The 23,793-nt window shown below is 46.1% G+C and carries 21 protein-coding genes and 1 pseudogene; 17 read left to right on the top strand and 5 right to left on the bottom strand.

Features of this window, described 5'->3' with window-relative positions; all coding sequences use genetic code 11:
* Nucleotides 1-425 precede the first annotated feature (425 nt).
* Nucleotides 426-782, top strand: coding sequence for a transposase (locus tag GA520_RS27215; RefSeq protein ID WP_370362723.1), 357 nt, complete (start codon nucleotides 426-428; stop codon nucleotides 780-782).
* A gap of 260 nt (nucleotides 783-1,042) precedes the next feature.
* Here GA520_RS27215 and GA520_RS16775 read toward each other — a convergent pair whose 3' ends face one another.
* Nucleotides 1,043-1,264: a hypothetical protein gene (locus GA520_RS16775; RefSeq protein ID WP_163338500.1), complete on the bottom strand. Its 222-nt coding sequence runs from the start codon at nucleotides 1,262-1,264 to the stop codon at nucleotides 1,043-1,045.
* Nucleotides 1,264-2,550 (bottom strand): porin, encoded by a 1,287-nt coding sequence (locus tag GA520_RS16770; RefSeq protein ID WP_163338501.1) that lies wholly within the window; start codon nucleotides 2,548-2,550, stop codon nucleotides 1,264-1,266. Before GA520_RS16770 ends, GA520_RS16775 begins: the two co-directional genes overlap by 1 nt.
* A gap of 706 nt (nucleotides 2,551-3,256) precedes the next feature.
* Here GA520_RS16770 and GA520_RS16765 point away from each other — a divergent pair.
* Nucleotides 3,257-3,886 carry a response regulator transcription factor gene (locus GA520_RS16765; RefSeq protein ID WP_205749289.1) on the top strand — a complete coding sequence of 210 codons (630 nt, stop codon included), beginning with the start codon at nucleotides 3,257-3,259 and terminating at the stop codon, nucleotides 3,884-3,886.
* Between the two features lie 487 nt (nucleotides 3,887-4,373).
* Nucleotides 4,374-4,901, top strand: coding sequence for an acyloxyacyl hydrolase (locus GA520_RS16760; protein ID WP_163338503.1), 528 nt, complete (start codon nucleotides 4,374-4,376; stop codon nucleotides 4,899-4,901).
* Between the two features lie 34 nt (nucleotides 4,902-4,935).
* On the opposite strand, the pseudogene GA520_RS16755 reads toward GA520_RS16760, so the two are convergent.
* Nucleotides 4,936-6,045, bottom strand: a pseudogene (locus tag GA520_RS16755) (IS3 family transposase).
* A gap of 84 nt (nucleotides 6,046-6,129) precedes the next feature.
* Complete coding sequence (locus tag GA520_RS16750) at nucleotides 6,130-6,693, bottom strand: hypothetical protein (protein ID WP_163338504.1); 564 nt, start codon at nucleotides 6,691-6,693, stop codon at nucleotides 6,130-6,132.
* Between the two features lie 1,054 nt (nucleotides 6,694-7,747).
* Here GA520_RS16750 and GA520_RS16745 point away from each other — a divergent pair.
* The 11 genes from GA520_RS16745 to GA520_RS16695 all read left to right on the top strand — a co-directional run bounded on the left by GA520_RS16745 (nucleotide 7,748) and on the right by GA520_RS16695 (nucleotide 20,114).
* Nucleotides 7,748-8,683: an EipA family protein gene (locus GA520_RS16745; RefSeq protein ID WP_163338505.1), complete on the top strand. Its 936-nt coding sequence runs from the start codon at nucleotides 7,748-7,750 to the stop codon at nucleotides 8,681-8,683.
* 503 nt (nucleotides 8,684-9,186) lie between these two features.
* The gene (locus GA520_RS16740; RefSeq protein ID WP_163338506.1) at nucleotides 9,187-10,473 is read left to right on the top strand and encodes a thiolase family protein; all 1,287 of its coding nucleotides are present in this window, start codon (nucleotides 9,187-9,189) and stop codon (nucleotides 10,471-10,473) included.
* Between the two features lie 97 nt (nucleotides 10,474-10,570).
* Nucleotides 10,571-10,699 (top strand): hypothetical protein, encoded by a 129-nt coding sequence (locus GA520_RS16735; RefSeq protein WP_255494359.1) that lies wholly within the window; start codon nucleotides 10,571-10,573, stop codon nucleotides 10,697-10,699.
* A 2-nt stretch (nucleotides 10,700-10,701) separates the two neighbouring features.
* Entirely contained in the window at nucleotides 10,702-11,358 is a 657-nt protein-coding gene (locus GA520_RS16730) for a 3-oxoacid CoA-transferase subunit A (protein ID WP_163338707.1), read from the top strand.
* Between the two features lie 14 nt (nucleotides 11,359-11,372).
* Nucleotides 11,373-12,029: a 3-oxoacid CoA-transferase subunit B gene (locus tag GA520_RS16725; RefSeq protein ID WP_163338708.1), complete on the top strand. Its 657-nt coding sequence runs from the start codon at nucleotides 11,373-11,375 to the stop codon at nucleotides 12,027-12,029.
* Between the two features lie 247 nt (nucleotides 12,030-12,276).
* The gene (gene fabI / locus GA520_RS16720; protein WP_205749291.1) at nucleotides 12,277-13,107 is read left to right on the top strand and encodes an enoyl-ACP reductase FabI; all 831 of its coding nucleotides are present in this window, start codon (nucleotides 12,277-12,279) and stop codon (nucleotides 13,105-13,107) included.
* Between the two features lie 152 nt (nucleotides 13,108-13,259).
* Nucleotides 13,260-15,347 carry a phosphate acetyltransferase gene (pta, locus tag GA520_RS16715; protein ID WP_163338507.1) on the top strand — a complete coding sequence of 696 codons (2,088 nt, stop codon included), beginning with the start codon at nucleotides 13,260-13,262 and terminating at the stop codon, nucleotides 15,345-15,347.
* A gap of 15 nt (nucleotides 15,348-15,362) precedes the next feature.
* The gene (locus tag GA520_RS16710) at nucleotides 15,363-16,577 is read left to right on the top strand and encodes an acetate kinase (RefSeq protein ID WP_163338508.1); all 1,215 of its coding nucleotides are present in this window, start codon (nucleotides 15,363-15,365) and stop codon (nucleotides 16,575-16,577) included.
* Between the two features lie 100 nt (nucleotides 16,578-16,677).
* Nucleotides 16,678-17,085 carry an acyl-CoA thioesterase gene (locus GA520_RS16705; RefSeq protein WP_163338710.1) on the top strand — a complete coding sequence of 136 codons (408 nt, stop codon included), beginning with the start codon at nucleotides 16,678-16,680 and terminating at the stop codon, nucleotides 17,083-17,085.
* 271 nt (nucleotides 17,086-17,356) lie between these two features.
* The gene (locus GA520_RS16700) at nucleotides 17,357-18,232 is read left to right on the top strand and encodes a hypothetical protein (protein ID WP_163338509.1); all 876 of its coding nucleotides are present in this window, start codon (nucleotides 17,357-17,359) and stop codon (nucleotides 18,230-18,232) included.
* Between the two features lie 667 nt (nucleotides 18,233-18,899).
* The gene (locus GA520_RS16695) at nucleotides 18,900-20,114 is read left to right on the top strand and encodes a sodium:proton antiporter (protein ID WP_167528818.1); all 1,215 of its coding nucleotides are present in this window, start codon (nucleotides 18,900-18,902) and stop codon (nucleotides 20,112-20,114) included.
* Nucleotides 20,115-20,155: 41 nt separating this feature from the next.
* On the opposite strand, the gene GA520_RS16690 is transcribed toward GA520_RS16695, so the two are convergent.
* Nucleotides 20,156-20,515, bottom strand: coding sequence for a hypothetical protein (locus GA520_RS16690; RefSeq protein WP_163338511.1), 360 nt, complete (start codon nucleotides 20,513-20,515; stop codon nucleotides 20,156-20,158).
* An 853-nt stretch (nucleotides 20,516-21,368) separates the two neighbouring features.
* On the opposite strand from GA520_RS16690, the gene GA520_RS16685 reads away from it, so the two are divergent.
* The 3 genes from GA520_RS16685 to GA520_RS16675 all read left to right on the top strand — a co-directional run bounded on the left by GA520_RS16685 (nucleotide 21,369) and on the right by GA520_RS16675 (nucleotide 23,345).
* Nucleotides 21,369-21,773: a Rap1a/Tai family immunity protein gene (locus tag GA520_RS16685; RefSeq protein ID WP_163338512.1), complete on the top strand. Its 405-nt coding sequence runs from the start codon at nucleotides 21,369-21,371 to the stop codon at nucleotides 21,771-21,773.
* 53 nt (nucleotides 21,774-21,826) lie between these two features.
* Nucleotides 21,827-22,054: a glycine zipper family protein gene (locus GA520_RS16680; RefSeq protein ID WP_163338513.1), complete on the top strand. Its 228-nt coding sequence runs from the start codon at nucleotides 21,827-21,829 to the stop codon at nucleotides 22,052-22,054.
* Nucleotides 22,055-22,463: 409 nt separating this feature from the next.
* Nucleotides 22,464-23,345: a hypothetical protein gene (locus GA520_RS16675; protein ID WP_163338514.1), complete on the top strand. Its 882-nt coding sequence runs from the start codon at nucleotides 22,464-22,466 to the stop codon at nucleotides 23,343-23,345.
* Nucleotides 23,346-23,793: the final 448 nt, after the last annotated feature.

Raw genomic sequence — 23,793 nt, 5'->3', positions numbered from 1 at the left:
CTTTGTGTTTCTATCAATCTACTCTTTTTTTCTTTGAGAAATCTATTGGACCTTAGGGCAACATCAACATGGTTTTAAGGTATTGTAATTACGCATTAGTAGGTGAATTTACATTGATACACATGTACTTAACCAGATCAGTAGAAGTTGGCGAGATAGGAGGGTGAATCAAACCGGATCTTTATGACAATGAAATGCGTGTCAGCGGCGCAATATAAAAGCAATGAAACACTGATCTTTTTATACTATTCAGCTCATTTTTCCTTATCCAAGAGTCTCTTGTGTTAAAGTTCTGTTTTCCATTTGATAACTGCTGTTACGTCTTTTCTGGCATTCACTCTCTGTCTGCAAAGATAGTTTCTTCATGGCAGCAAACAGTTAATAATGGTGTCACAACAAAGATATACAACAGGTCTTTTTCAGTGATGCTTTGCGCAGATCAAACCAGTACCAGCAAGATGCACTGTAATCTGGTTCGACTCTATATTTCATCGGTGGCCTACATTCTTATTCATGCCCTACGACGGCTTTGTCAAACCGGAATTGAAATGACCAAAGCACAGTGCGATACGAATAGGCTAAAAATACAAAAGTTGGTGCAGGAACCAGGATCACGGCAGGAAAAGTATGGATCAGCCTTGCGACAGGTTATCCGTATAAGGAGCTTTGAGATGAGATTTCAGGTGGTTGGATTGTTTGCCAATTATCGCATAAAACACTGTAATCTTGGAAAACATGATGACAGGGCATGCATTATTCCCCCATCACATCCCATTCTTTGATATATGGAAGACTGCTCTTAAACTAACACATGAATATTGAAAGGAAATAGCCATTCTCCGACGGCTATTTCCTTTATGGTTGACCAGGCTGGCAAAAAAGAGAATCATGCAATTTACACCAAATATTAGGTTGTTGGGGAAATCTCCGAGTATCTCCAGGATCATGAAAAGTAAATCATTGCCTGCTCGACAGGGGCGGGCAGTGGAGTCAAGTGAGCAACAGCGAGCAAAGCGATTCTTGTTATATGCTGAAGATTTTCTTATTTGCTGATCTCTTTTTTTCCTGAATCGTGATGCTTTTCATTTTTGGGGCCGCCAGCTGAAAAAAGATTGAACTCTCCATCCTCTCCAGATAAAAGACCTGGACCAGGAGGAATGTCATTTGTCGGTTGATAGACAAACGATTGGCCACCACAACTTGCAGTAAGCAGCAGACAGGCAAGTATTAGTCCTGTCTGCAGAGATTTTCCTATTCTTTTCATTAAAATTTCACCCTGGCGCCAGTCATAACAACATTGATGTCTTCATAATCTGCATTGCTTCTGTCTAACTGGTGAAGACGATAGACAAGATATAACTGGGTTCCCCAGTCAGGGAGATTATGTACAGCAGCAACAGCAAATGTCTTCCCGGTGTCACCGTCAGCATCGAGGTCGGTTGTTTCGCCATAGTCTGCTGAGAAAGCCGTGGTGGAAGATTCGGTAAATTTTGCTATATATCCCAGTTTTGCATACCAGTTAACAGGATCCTCACGATCCGACATATCCAAATCCTGTGTTGCTGCCGAAACAGTTGCATTTATGCCTATAGGAAAAAGAATCGAAGCTGAGCCACTGTAAATCATATCAACTGTGTCGGTACCAGGATTAGCCGCAGCAAGTGCAGCAGCTACTTTTGTTTCACCAAATTTCCGGTTATACACAATTGCTGCATCATACGCGTCTCCGGAAGAAGCCGACAAAGCTAAAGAAAAACCGGCAAATGTTGGAGAATCATAGCGTAATCTGTCTGTGCGCGACAAGCCATCAAAATTGCTAAAAACATCTCCTACTTCGAGATCTGTAAGAGTAGCAGTGGCATTGTCGTACCACAACATGGCACCGGCCGTATCGGATATAGAAGAATATGCAGCAACATCAGTGCCGGAAAGGTCCACCTCGGCACTATTATTGGAAGCACTATCCCCTTTACCCAATGATACTTTACCAAAAGTGTCATGCTCAACTGAGACTTCTGCCCAGCGCAACTGAAAGTTGGAAGATGTCGCATTACTGTCGTTGAGTTGGTTGACATCATCTGATGCATTAGACACAATCCCATACTCTATCCTGCCGCCTATGCTCCAATTCTCAAACTTCTCAACCGCAGCTCTAAGCCCCAAACGCGTGTCGGAGTTGTCATTATCGACAAAGTACCAACTGCTGTCATCTCCATTATCTGCAAAAAGAGCAGCCTTGTTTACATGTCCATACAAACTCAAATTGACTTTTGGCAAGCTTGAGGTAAGCATTTTGCTTGAATCGGCATCTTCAGCGTTCTCATCCTTTGCAACAATTGCTTTGGTGTTCTGATCAAGTTGATTCTTGAGATTTTGAATTTCTTTTAATTGTGAATCCAGTTGGTTCTGCTGCATCTCGATAAGGTTTCTAAGCTCAGACATTTGCTTCATTAACATTGTTTCATCCTCTGAAGCTTGAGCTGAGTTTGAAAGCAGCAGTGCTAGAGTAGCAATAGCCAGAACATATCTCACAACATTTCTCCCAATCATCTTTTTTTTCTCCTGTATTTTGATGGGTGAGGTTTCCACGTCCTCGTTTAATCATTGCCCTGGAAAGAAGTTGGGGTTTACATGACACTGCATATAATTTACTACGTGCTGATCAGCCGCTAGCCACTTGTGCAGGCGGTGTACTTATTCTTCTGTAAACCCCATCTGTCTATTAATTTTGGTTGTCAAAAAGACAGCGCATTTTTCGGACGCTCTAGTAGAACCCCTGCGTTTAACGTTGCTCAGCGTATTCTTAGTCGCCCTGTTTTCCAGGATGTTAGAATGTAGCGTATAGTTAGTTTTTAAAGAGAGCTATTGGACCTTGGGGCAATATCGGATGAACGAACAACGGAGAACATTTCATAACATACTGGATAGTTAGCGAAAAATACTAGATGTTCCATGCGATCATATATTTCTCAAAAAAATATAAGCGCAATATGAATGAGTTCTATTTTTCCAAATTGAACTCATAAATAAGACTTACGATCAATGTTCTTTATGATGTGGTTTAGGAGTTGAAAATTCAGTATTGATCAAATTATCGGTCCGTTCTATATTCACTTAAGTGATGACAAGAAATAATTGGGTTATGTCTTAGCTCTATGCTCATAGCCAACACGATGTTTGTAATAAACGGCAAATAGTCAAAATGCCGGTTAAATATTTTATTTAATATTAAAAGCTTTATCTGATGGAGATCACGATGGATTATTCTAAGGGTACCGTTTATATTGTCGAGGACAACGATTCCTTTAGAAAGAGTATGATACGATTGGTCCAGACCTTTGGATACCTGGCTATTGCGTTCGAATCTTCCACTGCTTTTTTATCAGAGAACACGCTTCAATATCCGGGATGTATTCTGTTGGATGTACGGTTACCAGATATTAACGGACTAGAACTTCAAGAGTTACTGAAAGAAAAGGGATACCATTTCCCTATTGTTTTCATGACCGGACATGGTGATATCCCTATGAGTGTCGAGGCCATGAAAAAAGGGGCTGTTGATTTCTTGCCAAAACCTTTCGAACCAGAAGCTCTCCAAAAGGCAATAAATAATGCAATAAAACGCAATTCTCATGAAATGAAAGAAGAGGAAGAGAAAAAAGAGATTAAGGCCCTTATCGAGACATTAACCCCTCGGGAGAAAGAAGTAATGCGCTGGGTCATCGCAGGTCTGCTCAACAAACAGATAGCCTATGAACTGGGTACCAGTGAAAAAACCATAAAAGTCCATAGAAGTCGCGTAATGCAAAAAACAAAGGTTTCATCCGTTGCGGAATTGGTTCGTCTAGCCGAAAAAATAAATATTAAGCCATTTGAGCAATCGTGACCGAAATTTGCAGAAAACTTCCGTCTCTTTTTCATGTATAAAGTCCTTTTTTATGTTAGGACCCCGCCCTCACGACCTGTCTAATAAACCGGGATCACTTCTCTCTATTGCCCTAAGGTCCAATAGACCCAAAACTGAAAAAACGATATTACTATAACACCTAATTTATATATTATTTTCAGTTGATTGTGACTAGTCCGGATATTTCACGAGCCGAAATGGCCTGCTAGTCAAGGTGCACAGGGAATTGCACTACTTGAGTAGGCAACTCCCTGTTGCAACGAAGGATAGCGGGCCATATCGGTTCGCCCGAAGGGTGAAAAACTACAGGAGCCAGTTATTTCTGCTCAGGTACAAAGTGTAACAGCAATTAGAACACCCATCTACATCTTAACTATAAGAAAACATGAGACATATATCGGCTCCGGCAAGTTTTTCATGAAATATTTGGGCTAGGTGTTACGTTCAGGATAAGAGGAACAGGACAATGATTTGTAATAGACTAATATCTGTTGGTGTTGCCATATGCTTGATGTTAGTTACTAGTGAATTTTGTTTTGCCGATTTGAGAGATATCGGTATTCGCTATGGAAACACTTTCACAGGAGCGGATCTAGATCAGTACGATGCATATGTATCGTTCGATTTGCCTTGGTCGTATGATTTCGCATCGGGGTGGAAATTGGAATCAGGTTGTGAGGTTTCGTTAAGTGCTCTTGATGGCGAAGGGGAAAATGCATTCAAGCCTTCGGTCTTAGGATATGCTGAGTCTACCTCGCCTGACAAAAAATTCCATCTGCTGGCTGGATTCGGTGCTGGCCTGATGAGTGAGTACATTTTTGGTGAATACGATTTGGGAGGTACTTTCTTCTTTCTTGGGACGCTTGGTTTCAGGATCAATCTAACAGAACATATTTTATTAGGTTTTAGATACTTGCATCAATCTAATGCCGAACTTTATGATAGCAACGATAGCCTCAATATGAACCAGATCGAACTTATTTGGAAATTTTGAAAGAGCTTATTTTATAGAGGCATAAGCTTCCGCATTAGGTAGACAGTTCGAAATTAGGGCTTTCAGCTCTTTTCTCCATGTATTCAGCTGGTGTCATGTCCTCCAGTGAATCATGGGATCGCTCTTCGTTGTAATCGATCATCCACCAATATGTTTTTTCTCTCACTTCCTCAAGGTTATCAAAAAGGTAAAGGTCGAGAACTTCATTTCTATAGGCCCTGTTAAACCGCTCCACATATGCGTTTTGGTTTGGTTTACCAGGTTGAATGTATTGTATTCTCATGCCAGCAGATCCGGCCCAATCTACAAGCTCATGGTATAGAAATTCAGGGCCTTTATTTACCCTTAGTACTTCTGGTAGACCACGGAACCCTTGCAACCGCAGGAAGATCCTTATGAGCCGTCGGCCAGTCAATGATGTATCAATTTCTATCGCCAGGATTTCCCTGTTGAAATCGTCCAGAACATTAAATGTTCGAAATCGTTTACCGGCATAAAGGGCATCACTTATAAAATCAGCTGACCACACCTGATTAGGTCTGCCAGGAACAAAGAGCGGTTGTTTTACTCTTTGTGGAATACGTTTTTGAGCTCGACGTTTCTGGTTTAACTTTAAATTGCAATAAACCCGGTACACACGCTTATGATTCCAGCAAAAACCTTTTCTTCTTAGTGTTTTGAACGTGAGCCAAAATCCCCAACGGGGGTGCTTGAAAGTCACTTCGTTTATAGCAATTATAACCTCAGTATCATCAAGCCCTTTGAAAGGCCGATAGTAGGCCGCTCGAGACAACCCGATACAAGCACAACCACGCTTTACTGATAGTTGGTGTTCTTCAGTTAAAAAACGAAACTGCTTCCCTTTTCTCAAGCGGCCTTAAAGCTTTTTTTCAATGAGATCCTTTAATGCTCTGTTCTCAAGAGCCATGTCTGCATACATTCGTTTGAGCTGGGCAAGCTCATGCTCCATCTCTTTCATGCGCTTCAAGTCAGAAGCACTCATGCCACCGTATTTTGACTTCCAGTTGTAATATGTGGCGTCAGAGATGCCATGCTTTCTGCACACGTCCTTAACTGTAATACCGGCATCAGTCCTTTTGAGGATGGAAATAATCATCGTTTCTGTGAAACATGACCTTTTCATAAGAACCTCCTGGAATCTTTATTTGGCCAGAAAGCTCTCATTTTAACATGTCTCTTTTAATGGGAAGCTTACGCAGGTTTTTTATTAAAATTCAAAGAGAATTAACTTTTCAGGTTTTTTATCTTTCTCTATAGGAACAAAACGGAATGAAGAAGTGTCAAGTTCTTCCCATTGCTGAGCATTTAGTTGACTAGATAATGGCTGGTAATAAAATGCCAGCTTCATTTTCCGAATAGGTTCATCGGCTTTCAGCTTAATAATGATATTTTTCTGTTTCCATTTGTAAACTAAGGAGTTGTCTATTCTCGTTTTCGTTGCTGGAAGCCCGTACAGAGATTTTAAGTGATTTAACAGTTTGTCATACACCTCAATGGAGTCGATATTTAGATATACTCCAAAAAGCTGATCTTGGTAAAACCCGTAAATTACATTCTCAGTCGAGACGTCACCGATAGTATATGTTTCTCCTGGTTTGGTGTAATAAATGACCTCACCTTTCTCACCCAGTTTTGATAATTCGGCAGATCTTGATACACTCTCACCCCACCGATATCCCAAGATTCCTTCATGCAGTTCAGCTGCACCTGCAACTGTTCCCAATAAAAACAACTGCGTTATCAAAACTATTGACAATATATTATTCGTCATTTTCTAAGCCTCCCTTCAATCTGGTCTGATACTAAGTTATATATTTGTGGTTAACTTCGAATAGTTTTGGGAGATTAACTTTGGAAAGATATAAATGCAAGTGGGTTCTGGATAAAAGGTGGTCGTTGAATTCAGCTTTGTGAATAATTGCCCCAGGAGTACAACTTTCAATTGGTATATAATTGGTTTGAATGGTTTGGTCATGATGAAACAATCGAATCAGCATTCACGAAGCAATCGTGGCTTACGTTCTCCTTGTATTTTCACTTCCCCCCCTTGTTTGATGATATGAGAAATTTCATCGCATACTGGAAGTTTTTTGCAACATAGCAATCATTTAAGCGAAATACATCTGGTGATGTTGTTCTGAGCCTGTACCGTGTGAATACACCAGCTTCCTCTAAACACTCTCAGGGAATTTTACACAGCATAATTATTGCCACAGGCCTAACTGTTAGATGGTTCATCATTGTCTGCAATGATCCTCGAAATTCACTATATTTTGTTATGCTAAAGGTTATACGCTTGCGATGTTGTCCCAAAGTCCATTGCCCCAAGGTCCAATAGATCTCTTTGAGAAAAACTATACAATTGGAATCAGATTACAGCGCTCTGAAAATCAGAAAGCCATGAAGATGTGTTGGAAAATTTGATCATGAGGGATTTTCAAGAGCGTCTTTAAAAAGAGCTGCAATCTCGACAATTACAATGCTCGTGGATTTAAAAATATCTACGGCATTACCGACGATGGAGTGAAAGGTAAAGCTTCAGGTGCCTTCTTCGGTCAGATGAAGTGAATACCAAGATCATGGATATCGGTTGGCGGGGATATGTTGTTTGGTGTTGGAGAGTGTTCATCATCGGAAGGCTTTTTTTAGAGGCGAAGGAAAAGGTGTTGTAGCCGGAGTTATTGACGGATCCTTGTTTGGCGACAGGAGGCGTCTTAACCGATAGGGATTGAGAGGCCTGATACAATTATTCACTCAGGCAAGTAGCTATTAATATAAAAAATAACAATCTATTAACTACTCAACAAAATCAAGGAGAAACTAAAATGATGGGAAAAAGTATGGTGAAATCTTTTTGGTCCGCATTAGTAATCGTAACGCTTACATTATCGCTCGCTGGTTTTACCATGGCCACAGAACAGGTTGAGGGAGAAGCTGTCGACGCTGCTGTTGCCGTTGATGTGATTACCGATATTAACAGGGATACCAGGGTAATAACTCTTAAAAATGAAGCTGGGGAATATTATGCGTATACAGCAGGACCCGAGGTTAAGAATTTTGACCAGCTCAAACGCGGGGATCTCGTGATCATGGAGTACTACTCGGGTTTCGCTTTTGCTTTGGAACCAAAAGGTAGTGGTCTTGAGGCAAAAGCCTCAACACTGACAGTGAAAACTGCCAAACTGGGCCAAAAGCCCGGAGTAGAGGTTACCGGTCGTTATTTTGTAGCGGCTGAGATTGCGGGTATCGATCTAAAAAATGGTGTCGTGGTCCTTGAAGGAGTAGAGCATGTAGTTGCCCTTAAAGTCAGTGATGAAATAAATCTCAGTAAACTTGAGGTAGGAGAGGAAGTTGAAGCACTCTATGCCACTTCCTATGCGATCTCTGTTACACCGGCACCGCAAGTTTCGGGTACAGTAAAGATGAAAACCAAAGCCGTAGCCGTGGGCATTGGTGTTTCATGGGGTGAAGGGACATTATCCATGTATGACGGTTCGGAGCATGAGTTTTCCGTTCGGGGATTAACTTTAATTGACGTTGGAGTCTCCAGTGTTGAAGCCACTGGCGAAGTATACAATCTGGTAGAAGCGAAGGATCTGGAAGGGGTCTTTGTCGCTGGCGAAGCCGGGGCGTCATTAATAGGCGGAGGATCAGTCCTGGCTTTAAAAAATGGCAACGATGTGGTGATGAAGTTGAAAACGACACAAAAAGGCGTCAGGCTTTCTCTTGCCGGCCAGGGTTTGAAGGTGAAACTCAAGTAACCAGTACCAGATTGGGATTCGACGATGAGGCAAAGCGTAGTGACTAAAGAGGATATTACGACTCTTGTTAATAACACAGAAGCGGACCATGATGATCTGAAACTCAAGGTAACTCTTGCATCGATGTAAGAAAAGCAAGAGTTTGATGATTTCAATGAAACTCAGAGTCACTTCAAAACTATAGCCTCACAAATGAATGACGGAGACCATTGGGGCCCCTGAAGAGTCTTTTCCAAAGATAAATAGTGGCCAATTTAAAAAAAAATATAGTCGTATCGCTAAACGGTTGTCGGATTACATCTTTTGGTCAGTACTGCCGGACAGTTTGGGAAGGTCTGCCGGAAGAACGTTCAGATCGGAATTCGTAACAAGTCACAGTCTGTCTGCCAATTGCAGCTGTTTTTGACAAGAATTCATATGTTCAGCTGCTGAGTTGAGGGAGATCAGAATGAAGTATTCCTTGCGGTACAGACATTAGATTTAGCAAACAGGAGGATTTTATAATGAAACAAGCTGTTATCGTCGCTGGAGTAAGGACCGCTGTAGGAAAATTCGGAGGAGGGTTCAAGAATACCACAGCAGTGGATCTGGGCGCAGCTGTCATTAAAGAGGTGTTTAATAGGGCTGGTGTTAGACCAGAAGCCAGTGCACAGGTGATGACATGCACTCCGGACAAGCTGAAAGATCAAGGGTTGACTGATCTCGAAAAAGAATTCACCAGTTGGGATTCCACTCTTCCGGCAGTATCTATCGATGAGGTGATCATGGGCAACGTACTCACCTCCGGGCTGGGGCAAAATCCCGGACGTCAGGCGATGATTCGTGCCGGGGTACCCAAGGAAACGCCTGCTTTTACCATCAACAAGGTCTGCGGGTCGGGGCTGAAATCCATTGCCCTCGCTGCAGTGTCTATCATGGCTGGCCAGGCCGATGTCATTGTAGCGGGCGGTCAGGAGAACATGACCCTGGCGCCAATGTCTTTACCTCAGGCGCGGTGGGGTTACCGAATGGCAGTGAGCGGCGTGGGTGAGATTAACGACCTGATGGTGCTGGACGGCTTGTATGAAATTTTCTATGGCTATCATATGGGGCTGACAGCCGAAAATATAGCCGAAAAATATGGTATCACCCGACAGGAGCAGGACGAGCTAAGTGTTTCAAGTCAAACGCGTGCCAGGAAAGCTATCATGGAGGGACTTTTCGCCCAAGAGATCGTGCCAGTGGTTACAAAAACGCGGAAAGGCGAAGAAACGATTGATACAGATGAGGGTCCCAGGGAAACCGATATGGAGAAGATGTCCAGGCTTCGGTCAGTTTTCAAGAAGGATGGTACTGTTACGGCAGGAAATGCTTCAAGCGTCAACGACGGTGCCGCAGCAGTCCTGGTCATGAGTGCTGAAAAGGCAAAAGAAATGGGTCTTAATCCGATACTCAAGATCAAGGCTTTCGCATCCGGCGGGGTCGATCCCGCCTATATGGGCACGGGGCCGGTTCCTGCCATACGCAAAGTTCTGAAACAGGCAGGCATGAGCATTGGCGATATCGATGCTATCGAGTTGAACGAAGCGTTTGCCGCTCAGGCGATCTCCTGTTGCCGTGAGTTAGGTATTGACGTCGATAAGCCTAATCAGCTGGGCAGCGGTATCTCGCTGGGACACCCTATAGGGTGTACCGGATCCCGTCAGATGGTGACATTGATGCACCAGATGCAGCGCAAAAACTATTCCACCGGACTAGTGACCATGTGTATTGGTGGCGGTATGGGGATGGCGATGATTGTCGAACGTTAAGCGCCCTATGTGGTCCACCTTGGTGCGGTATTTCTTGCAGGGGGTGGAGATCTTACCATCAATTAGAGAATGCGATAACGAGTATAAAGATAACAATATGCTAAAAAGATATGACTCTGTGGTGGTAATTACGGGTGATGGTATCGGTGATACCGTTTCCAGTCATTGTGTCAATAATTGCGGCAAAGTGGCCTTGGGTGACGCCGCAAAGGAGACCTTTATATGAAAATGAAAACAGTCACGAAAGTTGCAGATGCCGCCGCCATGATCGGCGAGGGCTCTGTCCTGCATATCGGCGGGTTTATGGGTGTGGGCTCGCCCCACCGTCTTATTGCTGCGCTGGTTGAGCGTGGTGTCGGCGGTTTTACGGTCGTTGCAAACGACTGCGGTAAACCGGATTACGGAGTCGGCAAGCTGGTCGCGGCGGGTCTCGTCAAGAAGGTGATCGCTTCGCATATCGGTCTTAACCCGGTCGCGCAGCAGAAAATGATCTCAGGCGAGATGGAGATCGAACTGGTGCCGCAGGGCACTTTGGTGGAGCGCATCCGTGCGGCCGGAGTGGGCCTGGGCGGTGTCCTGACAGCAACGGGCATTGGCACCGAGGTCGAGGAGGGTAAGCAGACCATTGAGGTCGATGGCAATCGTTACCTTGTTGAGAAGCCGATTCGAGCTGACTATGCACTGATTGCTGCAAAGTCAGCCGATTACATAGGCAATCTCGAATACCAGCTCACTGCACATAATTTTAATCCGATCATGGCACTGGCGGCAGACGTCGTGATTGCCGAAGCGAAAGAAATCCTGCCGGTCGGGGCGATTCCGCCCGACGCTGTGAAGACGCCGGCAGTGCTCGTTGATCACCTGCTTGAGAGGGAGGTACGATGAACCCCACAGAAATAATGAATCCAAAGGAATTGATTGCGCGCCGCGTGGCGCTCGAGGTGAAGTCGGGTACTCTGGTTAACCTCGGTATCGGCCTGCCGTCAATGGTGGCCAATTATCTGCCTGAAGGCGTGGACGTGTTCTTTCAGGCCGAGAACGGTATGATTGGCCTCGGTGCGCGGCCTCCAGAGGGAATGGAGGAAGAAGACCTGACTGATGCGGGTGCCGGCTTCGTCACCGCGGTTCCCGGGGCTGCCTCCATCGATTCTGCGATGTCCTTCGGACTGATCCGTGGCGGGCATCTCGACATGACGGTGCTTGGCGGGCTGCAGATAGATGAGCGCGGTTTTCTTGCCAATTGGAAGGTGCCGGGCAAGATGGTGCCGGGTATGGGCGGCGCAATGGATCTGGTCGCAGGCTCCAATCGAGTCATCATCGCCATGATCCACACCGTCAAGGGTAAAACATCCAAGATCGTTCCCGAATGCAACCTGCCGCTCACGGCGACGAGGCGAGTGTCGCTGATCGTTACCGAGATGGCGGTGATAGAGCCTACTGAAGCAGGCCTCGTCCTGCGAGAAACAGCGCCAGGTGTGACCGTCGACGACGTCATTGCGGCCACAGCGGCGAAGCTGATCGTGGAGGGCGATGTCCCTGAGATGAAGCTGACCTGAAGGCGAGAGATGTGTGTCTGAAACGCGCCGTGTTTTGCGTAAATCGGATTGCGGTGGCCTGGCACCATCTCTCACAAAGAAACGTATGGTGGAGAAGGTTAGCTGGATTCACAGCACCTGCCGCTTGCCTCCAGGTGCTTATCCGGTCCAGAGAAAATATAACCTGTAGGTATGCAATGCCGTCATCACATTTATGAAATAACCCATCGGGGGTCGTGGTGGTCCCCAGATACACAAGGAGATTCACGTGAGCGATACACGCATTGACCCCAACGATCCTGTCCTTCAGCCGCTTGCCATCAATACGCAGCCGCTGAAAGGCAAAAAAGCACTGATTACAGGAATTGCCAATCAGAACTCTATTGCCTATGGCGCTGCGCGCGCCCTGAAGGCCTTCGGTGCTGAAATTGCGATGACCTACCTTAACGATAAAACGCGTGATTACACCCAGCAGTTGGCTGATGCGCTTGAAGTCGACCCCGATCTTTACCTTCCACATGATATCACCAACGATGTGCAGACCGAGGCGGTTTTCACCGCTATCCAGAAGAAGTGGGGACGGTTGGACACGATGCTGCACGCCATGGCTTTCGCGCCCAAGGGCGCCCTGCAGGGCTCTGTGGTTGACGTAACGCGGGAAGACTTCCAGACCACCATGACCGTGTCGGCCCATTCGCTGATTGTTCTGGCGCGTGAGGCGGCGCCCCTGATGACTGATGGTGGATCAATCTTTACGCTCACCTTCTTCGGCGGCGACAAGGTGGTGCCTAACTATGGCATTATGGGGCCTGCAAAGTCCTGCCTTGAGGGTATCGTCCGCTATCTGGCTGCGGAGCTGGGTAAGAAGAACATCAGCGTCAACGCTATCTCGCCGGGTCCTGTTATGACGCGGGCCGCTTCTGGTATTGCCCATTTCGACGACCTTGTGACTCTGGCCAGGGAAAAGGCACCGCAACACACATTAGTTACGCCCGACGAGATCGGAGTCAGTATGGCCATGCTGGCCTGTTCCAGCATGCGTAAGATTACGGGAGAGGTTCTCTATATTGACGGTGGCTTCAATATCATGGCGGGCTGAAGCTGTCGCTGTAAATTACACTTCATGGCATATCCAAGGTGAGCAATAATACCGGAGAGGCCTGGTTGAAAATCTGGCGGCGGGAACGAAAGAACCTGACAGCGGTATTATGTGGATAATTCACATTGAATTTAACTCGAAAGGAAAAAATCATGGCAAATAACCTCTACATTGCCGCGACGGGTCCTGAGAGCGGCAAGAGTACACTCGTGCTCGGCGTGATGGAAACCTTATCCCGCCGAATCCATAATATCGGTTTCTTCCGGCCAGTGATTAAAGCCGTCAAACCGCTCGATAACGACATTCAACTGGTCTTGAACCGCTACAATCCTGGTCTGTCCTACGACGACACGTATGGCTGCACCTATGCAGAGGCGCGTGAGATGATTGCCACAGGGCAAATCAAAGAACTTCTCAATACCATCCTCAGTAAATACAAAAAGTTGGAGCGCCAATGCGACTTCGTGCTTTGCGAAGGGACCGACTATACCGGTGTGTCATCAGCACTCGAATTCGACTTCAATGCCCAGGTGGCCAGCAATCTGGGATGCCCGGTTATGATCGTTATCAATGGCAATGGGAAGGATCCTGACGATATCGCAGATGCCGTGAGGGTGGCCGGTAAAGCATTGGATGTGCGACACTGCACCGTTGCGGCAGCCTGTATCAACCGGATAGAGCCAGATCAAATGAAGGCTGTTGGTGATGCACTCGCGATCAACCAGACCGATACCAGCCAGGTGTATCTGTTGCCGGTCGATGCCAGCCTGGAAAACCCGACGGTGGGAGACATCATAACAGCGCTGGGAGCGCGGCTGTTGAGTGGTGGACCTGAAGCGTTGAACCGGGAAGTGCTCGACTGCAAGGTGGCGGCTATGCAGCTGCCGCACTTCCTCGACCACATCTCTGATGGGACGCTGGTGATCACCCCCGGCGATCGCGCCGATATTCAGCTCTGCAGTACGGTGATGGCCTTTGCCCAGGGATGCCCGTCCCTGGCCGGCATCTTACTGACCGGCGGCATAGAGGCGGCCCCTCAGATCGTCAAAGTGGTTAAGGGGCTTCCTGGGCCGTCACTGCCGGTAATGCTTGTGAACGACGATACTTACGTGGCGGCCATAAAGGTTCATGAAGTACCCCCAACCATTGCGCACGATAACGAGCGCAAAATCGCCAGGGCGCTTGGGCTCTTTGAAAGCTACATCGACGGAAAAACATTTGCGGACCAGATCGTTGAATCCAAATCCGAAACGATGACGCCAATCATGTTTCAATACAGGCTGATCGAGCGGGCAAAAACCCTGCCGAAGCACATTTTGCTTGCGGAAGGTGCTGAAGACCGCATTCTGAGGGCTGCTGAAATTCTTATACGGCGCCAAGTCTGCGACCTCACACTTCTAGGAGACGAAGCCGAAATCAACCGCAAAGCTGCTGTACTTGGTTTGGATGTCAGCGGCGCTCACATAGTCGATCCGATAAATTCAGAGTGGCTCGAGGATTTTACCCAGACATTTTTCGAGCTGCGCAAGAAAAAGGGCGTGACGATCGAGATGGCCCGCGATGCGGTGCTGGACCCCAGCTGCTTCGGAACCATGATGGTTCATAAGGGGCATGTCGACGGCATGGTTTCCGGGGCGGTGCATTCCACCGCCAACACCATCAGGCCCAGCCTGCAGATTATCAAAACCAAGCCGGACTGCTCCATTGTCTCCAGCGTCTTTCTGATGTGCCTGGCTGACCGGGTGCTGGTGTATGGCGACTGTGCCGTCAATCCCGACCCGAATGCGGCGGAACTGGCAGATATCGCAGTAAGCTCAGCCGATACTGCGCGGCACTTCGGTATAGAACCCCTCGTGGCAATGTGCTCCTATTCCAGCGGGACCTCGGGTAAGGGCGAGAACGTGGACAAGGTTCGCGAGGCAACAGAGATTGCCAGAAAGGCACGGCCCGACCTGAAAATCGAAGGCCCTATACAGTATGACGCAGCTGTGGATGCCGGGGTGGCCAAGACCAAGATGCCAAACAGCGATGTCGCCGGACGTGCCACCGTTTTCATCTTTCCGGATCTTGACACTGGCAACAATCTTTACAAGGCCGTGCAGCGCTCGTCGGGAGCGGTGGCAATTGGTCCGGTCCTGCAGGGGCTGAAAAAACCGGTCAACGATCTGAGCCGCGGCTGCCTGGTCACCGACATCGTCAACACCGTAGCAGTAACCGCCATCATGGCGCAAACTGACTAGATCAATGGGGACCTCATGAAAATACTCGTTGTCAATTGCGGCAGTTCCTCAATCAAATACAAGCTCTTCGATGTGACCCAGCGAAAGGTATTGGCGTCTGGCCTGGCCGAAAGAATCGGTGAGCCCGATAGTATACTGACGCACAAGCACATGACCGTAGGAGAAGAGAAGAAGCAAGTGGAAAAGAACAGATTCGCAGATCACCTTGAAGGGTTGCAGCGGATTGTCGACCTTTTGCTGGACCCTGAAAATGGGACTGTCTCCAGCAGATCTGAGATTTCGGCTGTCGGTCACAGGGTCGTTCACGGCGGTGACACCTTTCACCAGCCAACCCTGATCGATGATCAGGTAATCGCAGATATCGAGGCCTGTATCCCATTGGCACCTCTGCACAACCCTGCCAACCTGATGGGTATCCAGGTAGCACGCAAGCTCTTTCCCAATGCCCTGCAGGTCGCGGTTTTCGATACGGCTTTTCACCAGACCCTGCCAGTTGAGGCACATCTGTATGCCATTCCGTTTGAGCTTCACCAAAAATACAAAATTCGGCGCTACGGATTCCATGGAACCTCCCATGCCTTTGTTTCGGAGGAGGTCGCAGTGCACCTAAAGCGGCCACTGACCGAACTCAACCTGATTACGCTTCACCTGGGAAATGGTGCCAGCATGGCGGCCGTCGCAGGAGGTCGCTGCATCGACACAACCATGGGACTGACGCCCCTGGCGGGGCTGGTGATGGGCACCCGCAGCGGTGACATTGACCCCTCGGTTCTTCTGTTTTTGGCCAAACACGAGAACCTGTCAGCTGAGGATCTGGACGATCTTCTCAACAAGAGGAGTGGTCTTCAGGGACTGTGCGGTGTAAACGACATGCGAGAGGTCATCGCGAAAGCGGAAGCAGGTGACCAGCAGGCGGAAACGGCCATGGCGGTATTCAGCTACCGCATTAAACAATATATCGGCGCCTACACTGCCAGTCTGGGCCGCGTCGATGCTTTGGTCTTTACTGCGGGCATTGGCGAGAACGCACCGTTGGTGCGCGAGCGCGCCTGTCAGGGGCTGGAAGGTCTAGGTATCGAGATCGACAGACAGAAAAACCGGCAGCGTGCAGAAGGTATCATGGAGGTGAGTACGGTCGGCAGTCGGGTAAAGGTTCTTGTGGTTCCAACAAACGAGGAACTTCGAATTGCCCAGGAAACCCTGCGTGCAGCTGAAAAAAAAACGGGATGAAAAGTTTTACTCTTTGCTACCAGGAGGATTGAATCACGTGACGGAAGAAAAGACAAGCGGACGGAAGCCAAGTGGCACACCGGTTCTGCAGACACTGGCCATGCCGAAGGACGTCAATATCAACGGCGACATTTTTGGCGGCTGGATCATGTCTCAAATGGATCTGGGCGGAGGCATTATGGCTAAGGAAATCGCCGGCGGCAGAATGGTTACCGTGACCGTTGATAAAATGGTCTTCAGGTTGGCTGTGAGCATGGGGGATATTGTCAGAGTATACGCTAAGCTGCTGCGAGTTGGCAATACATCTATGGATTTGCGGCTTGAGGTTTGGGCTAAAAACCTGCCGGGTGAATATGTGGCCAAAAAACACTTTGTCACCGAAGGCATTTTCCGCTATGTCGCGATCGATGAAAACGGCCGTCCGCGACGTATTCCTGACAATCCGCAGTTTTTCACTAGGTTGGGTGACACATATGAATTTAAGAATGATGATCGCAATGAAGGTTAGGATTTCTTGATGATTACTGCCCGGGTAGATTAACAGAAAATAAAACGTCATTATCACAATTCTGATATATGGCGATGTCTGATCACCCACATTCTTCATCAACCTTCAGTTTGTAAAGAGGAAGCGGGTTTATTCGAGTTGCTTGTTTTATAAGAATGTCAATCATTGCGACCATGTGGAAATGGTTGTTGAAACGAAAACTGAATTAAGCCAGGTAACGCGATAAGAATTTGGAATTCACTGAATAATAAAAAATATTAACGGTAAATAGATGAATAAAGAGACCTCCTACTATCAGGAAATCAGAGTCAGTATGTTATGTATGAGTGTGCTTCTGCTGTTCTTTCCTGCAGCCGTATCTGCCCAGGATGGTGATGTTACAACGAAACCCAATGCAGAAGATGTTGCCAATGAACTTGCCAACCCGAACACCTCACTTGGCTTCCTGGCATTTCCTTTCGACTATATCTCTTACGATGGTGACCTGTCCGATGCAGATCACCAGGATGCATGGAAGCTCAGTTTTCAGCCAAGTTTCCCATATCCGCTTGCCAAGGACACGAATTTCTTTCTTCGCCCGCTCATTCCTGTTATCCTTGATCAGCCGGTTTTAGGGGAAGAAGGGTTCGACAGTAAAGGGGTTGACTTAGGTGATATAAGTTTTGACGCTGCTGTCGGTAAAAGCTTTTCAAGCGGCTGGGAGTTGATCGGGGGAGTTGTCGGTACCTTGCCCACAGCCACGGATGATGATCTAGGTCTGGACCAGTGGCTGCTTGGACCTGAACTTTTTGTCGGCCGACAGACCTCCTGGGGATTTTTAGGAGCCCTGTTCAGCCACCAGTGGGATGTGGCCGGCGAGGACAACTTTGACACAAGCATAACGGGAGGGCAATATTTCTACACAATTAATTTACCGGACGCCTGGCAGATCCAGGCTCAGCCGACCTGGTCCTACGATCATGAAGCGGACAGCGACAATGCTTTGTCGTTACCGTTGGGAGTCGGTGTTGCCAAAACCGTTGTTTTTGGAAGTATACCTTGGAAATTTTCTCTTCAATATTGGTACTATATCGTGTCTCCAGATGACTTCGGACCCGATTATCAAATTCGTTTTCAGGTTGCTCCCGTTGTACCTTTGCCCTGGTAAAATCGAGCGTCGTGATACCCTGTGGTCAAACAAATAAGGCAGGGCCTTGCAACAAAGAAAAACGATCAGGGAGAGTAATCCCACTCAAATACGATGTTAGGTTAGCGAGTAGATATAGAATTGCCTTTCGCTAGACGGATCTCTCCCATCAGAAGGAGCACACTTCTACATATTGAGTTGCCTTTTCTGAACATCCTCATGATGTTGAATCCTTTGGTGTTATTGTAAATCTCAATAAGGAACAGTCTGCAAGGGCACTTGTTGATCCCAAGGAAAGATCTAAAAAAAAGCAGTAGTCGTCACAATACTATTTGCCGGTACTATGGAAAACGTTCGACAGAGTTCTATATCTACAATGGTCTTTATTCGGAAAGTGTTGCAGTAAGTGTCACTGGCGGTTTCAAACTATTTTTCCTAGAAGGCAAACTGTCAATGATGACGCCAAAGCAAGTTCTGGGAATGGAAAACGTTGGCAAGACCAAAATCAAAATACAACCAAGATATATCAATTCCCGCTGAACCAATACAATCATAAACACGCTATTTGCTATGTCTTTTGCCCAAACTCATTATAACCCAAAGAAAACCCCGAGTCTGTATTTACATGTTTTATTATGAGAAACCACTGATATTTTTATAATAATAAAAATGTTGAGGTTAGTTGTCCATGATCTATCAGAACCTTGCCTTACTAGCTCTACTTGCTTTCTTTTATAGTTCTGCAAGTGGCTGGTTTGAAAAAACACCCATCAACGGTGCCCTGGTATATACAATATTTGGCCTGGTAGTTGGCTCTGCCGGACTATGCTTGTTTGATTTGGGAATTGATGCAGAGGGTTTGCGTGTTATCGCTGAGGTTACCCTTGCTATTGTTTTATTTTCCGACGCCTCTGGCACCGATTTTGGAGTTCTCAGAAAACATTTAAATTTACCTGAAAGGCTTTTACTGTTAGGTCTCCCCCTTACTATCGTCGTTGGTTTCATTTTTGGGGTTATCTTATTGAGAGATGTTTCTTTCCTGGGGCTTGCTGTATTGGCAACGATGTTGGCACCAACGGATGCTGCCCTTGGTAAGGCTGTGGTTTCTGACCCAGCGGTTCCTGCCCCTATTCGTCAGAGTCTGAATGTTGAAAGCGGGCTGAACGATGGAATTTGTGTTCCAGTTCTCCTGGCTTTTTTAACACATGCGGTGGGTGCTGAAGCAGAGGATGGCCTTCTTGTCCACCTCATGATCGAAGAAATAGGCATTGGTCTAATTTGCGGGGTAATTGTTACCACTATTGGTGTATTGTTGTTGAAAATTGCTGTCAGGTGTAACTGGGTTAACGAAATTTGGAGACAGTTACCGGTGGTTACTCTTGCAATCCTCTGTTTTACGACTGCTCAATTAGCCGGGGGCAGTGGATTTATAGCAGCCTTTTGCGGAGGGTTGCTCTTTGGACGTGTAGCTCAAAAATATAAAGTAGACTTGGAAAAATTGATGATATCTGCTGAGGCAAGCGGTGATGCCCTGTCCATGGTAACCTGGACGATCTTTGGTGCAGCAATAGTAGGGCCGTCCCTTCCGGCTTTCACCTGGCAGGTGATGCTCTATTCTTTTCTCAGCCTTACAATTGTGAGAATGTTACCGGTATTCCTCTGTTTACATGGAACAACTCTCAGTATACCAGAAAAGCTTTTTATGGGATGGTTCGGGCCGCGAGGGCTGGCCAGTATCGTTTTTGGTGTCATCGTCTTGAATGAACATCTTCCCGGAGGTAAAACAATAGCCATGACCATGATATGCACTGTTTCGTTAAGTGTTATTCTTCATGGAATAAGCGCAAATCCTCTCGTAAAGATGCTCGCAAAAAGTAAAGGTGAACAAGGAGCAACGGAGTGACCGTGAAAAGCCTGAAGATCAGTATATGTTGATGTGTATCCTTATGATTCCTCAGAGATGTACCATGCTGGGACCGGATTACAAGGAGCCAAATGCTCACCCAAGTTTAAGGTTTGCATTTTATATTCGCAATAATTACAGGCAGTATACCCCGGATAGGTATCTGTTGTCTTTGGGGCGGGTTTGCGTTGCCATGTTATTGTTTTTGCATTGCCGGTCTTGTCATCTTTTTCAACCTGCACGGTATAGAGCTTGGCCGCCTTGGAAAACTGCTGCTTGAGACGACCGATTTTTTCGACAACCTTTTCGTACTTTTTCAGCCGCCTCTTGATGCCCAGACCTTGCTTGAGGTGCTCAAGAGCATCCTCAAAACGTGTTGAAAACAGTTGATTAATAGCCATTTCCTTCTTATCACGCTGGCTGGAGTGACAGTATAATAAGGTTTCACCTGTGTTCGGGGCATGGACTTTCTGTACTTTAACCGTGCAGTCGGGATCATTCTTGACTACGAGGATTGGGCCTCGTCAAACTCACGGTGCCGATTGCAAGAGCGGCCTGGATACCGTTAAAGCCCAACGAGGTTGGGCTTGGCATCAAGCTCCAGTGTGCGCAAGGCCTCAAGGACTACATGTTCGCAGCCAATACTCCGGGATCTGAGTAATGTCTGCATGTCAATAGGCGATCAAAGATTGTCTACAAAAGCCTTATTAAACTCAGTACATAGGGGGACGGAAGCCAATCATACGGACCTCTCTTACCACCTCCTGATCATCAACAATCACTGCACTCATCCGACATGGTGCACATTGGACTTAGGTCTAATAGACAATGTCTGTTTTTTAAAGGATATTTTAAGGATGAATTACCAAATACTCTTCAAACGTAGAAGAACAATGCACGTTTCTATATTTGAAAATGATGAGCTTGTATTATAGCGGGCGTTCCAGGGAACAACTGGATTGCCGGGCAGCACTCGGTTTTATGTCCCTTTCGACATCCTAACTGTTGAATATTGTATTGTATTGCATACAGAAAACTTATTGGTGAGGATCAACACAGGTGTTCAACAAACAAACGAGCCTCTGGTATTGGAGTATGCCATAGATAATTTAGCCATACCCACATATTTAACCGGTAATCCTGTGATGCCTCAATGTCGTCAGTGTCGGATGATGACAAAGGGGTCAAGACGTCAGACATTACGGCAAACCACTTGATCTGCTGTATTTCCAACCCTAAGCGGAGACTATCACTATGAATGAGAACAACGTACTTGTAAGTATTGCCCTTGCAGCCGCAATCCTTTTCATGACAACCTCACCTGCTACAGCTCTTGAGAAAGAAGATTATGATTTTTTAACTACCAGGCATCTCTATAATCTATGTTCTGCTCCTACAGATCATAGTGATTTCCCGACCGCTACCTATGCCTGCAGAGGGTTTATCGCAGGAGCGGTGCAATACCATAATGGTGTCAGTGAGATCGATGATCTCCCGCGACTTATCTGTTATCCCAGCGGCACCACCCTCAAGGATGGTGAGAATGCCTTTAACGTCTGGGCTGAAGCAAATAAGGAAAATGAGGACCTGATGAGTGAACTTCCCGTGAAAGGGCTGCTACGGGCATTGTCAGAGACCTACCCATGCCAAAAACAGTAACACTTTTATCAGGTTGTTATAATTCATGACAATAAAAATTATTGGAGACTCAAATGAGAGCATTAACCCTTTCTATCATATTGGCACTTTTTGTTTTGACTGGCTGCGGTGACACAACCGCGTCTCGTAGCTTGAGTGGTAGTGCATTAGGTGCCGCAGCGGGTGGACTAATTGGGTCGATGTCAGGAAATTTTGGCTCAGGTGCAGCCATTGGTGCTGGCGTGGGTCTTGTTGGAGGTTTTCTGGACGATCAGTACAAAAAGGGAAATATTGATTTTTAGGCTTCCCCATTACGCTCAAGAAGCAAAGCAGGAAATGGACATAGTCGTGTCTACTCAGGAGGGCTGGTACTCCACAAAACCATGGTTCAATGGCAAGAATTATATGGCCGCCGCACCGCGTTAAAAAACTTGACGTTTGCTTGCATTGTCACTCGTTGATTTGGTAAATTGTGTGGATTTTTTTATTCGCTGCCAGAATACTTTTTTTGTACATCAGCATGGCAATACAATTCTTGTTTTATCATGCGAGCCGCAGTTATTTACTGGAATATAAGCCTACCTCCATGGGTGACGATCCATCCGAAACAGCATTGAGGACTTCGAGAGTTCATCTATACTTATAAACTTACCATAGTTGAATGCAAGTAATAGATAATATTGTTAAACCATGCTTAGGAGGCACACGGTGATGAATATTTACATCCATTTATTACTTGTTATTGCGAGCATATTTATATCTCAAATTACTATTGCACAACAAGCGATACCCCCAAGCACTGATCTCATGGTTGGGTTCTATGGTCGGCCTGGTGCTGTTTCTCTAGGGGTACTTGGCCAATATTCGATTGAAGACTTGATGCCGAAAATAAAAGCAAAAGCAAATGAATATGCACAAATTACAGGTAACCAAAAAATAACACCAGCATTTCACATTATCTACGGCCTAGCAACCTATGATCCAGGAAAAGATAATGATTATATTACTCCGCTTTCGGATGGAAAAGTAATGCAATACATAAACGCGGGTAAGGCGAGTGGGTTTGCAGTTATAATTGATTTACAATTGGGTAAACTTTCCCCATTGGAAGCAGTCAAACCTGTTTTACCCTATCTGAAACATGAAAACGTGCACCTTGCGATTGACCCGGAGTTTGAGGTTAATAATCTGGAAGTTCCTCCAGGAAAAGTAATCGGACATATTTCAGGAGATGAGATCAATCAGATACAATCCGCCATGACAAAGTATATGACAGAGAACGATATTGATACGACAAAGATATTAATAGTTCACATGTTCAGGAAAAGCATGGTCAACCAACCGGAAACAGTTAAAAACTATGACAACATTGATCTGATAATGAATCTTGATGGTCATGGCTCTCCGCAACTGAAAGTGGATATCTACAATGGTCTTTATTCGAAAAGTGCTGCAGCAAGTGTCGCTGGCGGTTTCAAATTATTCTTCCTGGAAGACAAACCGTCAATGATGACGCCAAAGCAAGTTCTGGGAATGGAGAACGTTGGCAAGACCAAAATCAAAATACCACCAAGATACATCAACTACCAGTGAACGAATTTAAAAAGTCGCGCATAATACTCCACCTAAAAATCTCTGATATAAGTGGGGATGAATAGCGAATTTCACACGATTTGTGATTCCTAATCGAGGATCAAGGATGCCTTTGTAGTCCTTTGCTGTAATCCCATGATACGGAAGATTATGTCATCAGAAGGCGTGCCCGAAACCACCTGATTAATCACTTACAAAAGGATATCGATTACCCCTAAACTACAGAAAAAGTTACTGGTGATCGCTATATGAGAACCCAAGCATGTCATAATCCCTTAAAAAGCAAAGGAGGTTACGGCATGGTGAAACTAAAATTCAAAGACAAAAGAGTTTTAGTTTGCCCAGATTCCTCGAATTGTTTGGTACAGAAGAAAACTGCAGAACCAAGCTGATCAAGATCCGCTAGCCGGATAATTTCATCTGCTTATGGTGCAGCTGCACGCTTTTC

Source organism: Desulfopila sp. IMCC35008, assembly GCF_010646885.2.
GTDB lineage: Bacteria > Desulfobacterota > Desulfobulbia > Desulfobulbales > Desulfocapsaceae > Desulfopila.
The sequence above is the reverse complement of the archived record's forward strand: the minus strand, read 5'-3'. Positions and strand labels throughout refer to the sequence as shown.

Excerpts from the sequence above, each read along its gene's own strand:
- GA520_RS16690 (WP_163338511.1), bottom strand. The coding sequence starts at position 20,515 with ATGGCTATTAATCAACTGTTTTCAACACGTTTTGAGGATGCTCTTGAG.
- GA520_RS16740 (WP_163338506.1), top strand. The coding sequence starts at position 9,187 with ATGAAACAAGCTGTTATCGTCGCTGGAGTAAGGACCGCTGTAGGAAAA.
- GA520_RS16700 (WP_163338509.1), top strand. The coding sequence starts at position 17,357 with ATGAATAAAGAGACCTCCTACTATCAGGAAATCAGAGTCAGTATGTTA.
- GA520_RS27215 (WP_370362723.1), top strand. The coding sequence starts at position 426 with ATGCTTTGCGCAGATCAAACCAGTACCAGCAAGATGCACTGTAATCTG.
- GA520_RS16770 (WP_163338501.1), bottom strand. The coding sequence starts at position 2,550 with ATGATTGGGAGAAATGTTGTGAGATATGTTCTGGCTATTGCTACTCTA.
- GA520_RS16710 (WP_163338508.1), top strand. The coding sequence starts at position 15,363 with ATGAAAATACTCGTTGTCAATTGCGGCAGTTCCTCAATCAAATACAAG.
- GA520_RS16695 (WP_167528818.1), top strand. The coding sequence starts at position 18,900 with ATGATCTATCAGAACCTTGCCTTACTAGCTCTACTTGCTTTCTTTTAT.
- GA520_RS16750 (WP_163338504.1), bottom strand. The coding sequence starts at position 6,693 with ATGACGAATAATATATTGTCAATAGTTTTGATAACGCAGTTGTTTTTA.
- GA520_RS16745 (WP_163338505.1), top strand. The coding sequence starts at position 7,748 with ATGATGGGAAAAAGTATGGTGAAATCTTTTTGGTCCGCATTAGTAATC.
- GA520_RS16680 (WP_163338513.1), top strand. The coding sequence starts at position 21,827 with ATGAGAGCATTAACCCTTTCTATCATATTGGCACTTTTTGTTTTGACT.
- pta (WP_163338507.1), top strand. The coding sequence starts at position 13,260 with ATGGCAAATAACCTCTACATTGCCGCGACGGGTCCTGAGAGCGGCAAG.
- GA520_RS16775 (WP_163338500.1), bottom strand. The coding sequence starts at position 1,264 with ATGAAAAGAATAGGAAAATCTCTGCAGACAGGACTAATACTTGCCTGT.
- GA520_RS16675 (WP_163338514.1), top strand. The coding sequence starts at position 22,464 with ATGAATATTTACATCCATTTATTACTTGTTATTGCGAGCATATTTATA.
- GA520_RS16765 (WP_205749289.1), top strand. The coding sequence starts at position 3,257 with ATGGATTATTCTAAGGGTACCGTTTATATTGTCGAGGACAACGATTCC.
- GA520_RS16725 (WP_163338708.1), top strand. The coding sequence starts at position 11,373 with ATGAATCCAAAGGAATTGATTGCGCGCCGCGTGGCGCTCGAGGTGAAG.
- GA520_RS16760 (WP_163338503.1), top strand. The coding sequence starts at position 4,374 with ATGATTTGTAATAGACTAATATCTGTTGGTGTTGCCATATGCTTGATG.
- GA520_RS16705 (WP_163338710.1), top strand. The coding sequence starts at position 16,678 with ATGCCGAAGGACGTCAATATCAACGGCGACATTTTTGGCGGCTGGATC.
- GA520_RS16730 (WP_163338707.1), top strand. The coding sequence starts at position 10,702 with ATGAAAACAGTCACGAAAGTTGCAGATGCCGCCGCCATGATCGGCGAG.
- GA520_RS16685 (WP_163338512.1), top strand. The coding sequence starts at position 21,369 with ATGAATGAGAACAACGTACTTGTAAGTATTGCCCTTGCAGCCGCAATC.
- GA520_RS16735 (WP_255494359.1), top strand. The coding sequence starts at position 10,571 with ATGCTAAAAAGATATGACTCTGTGGTGGTAATTACGGGTGATGGTATC.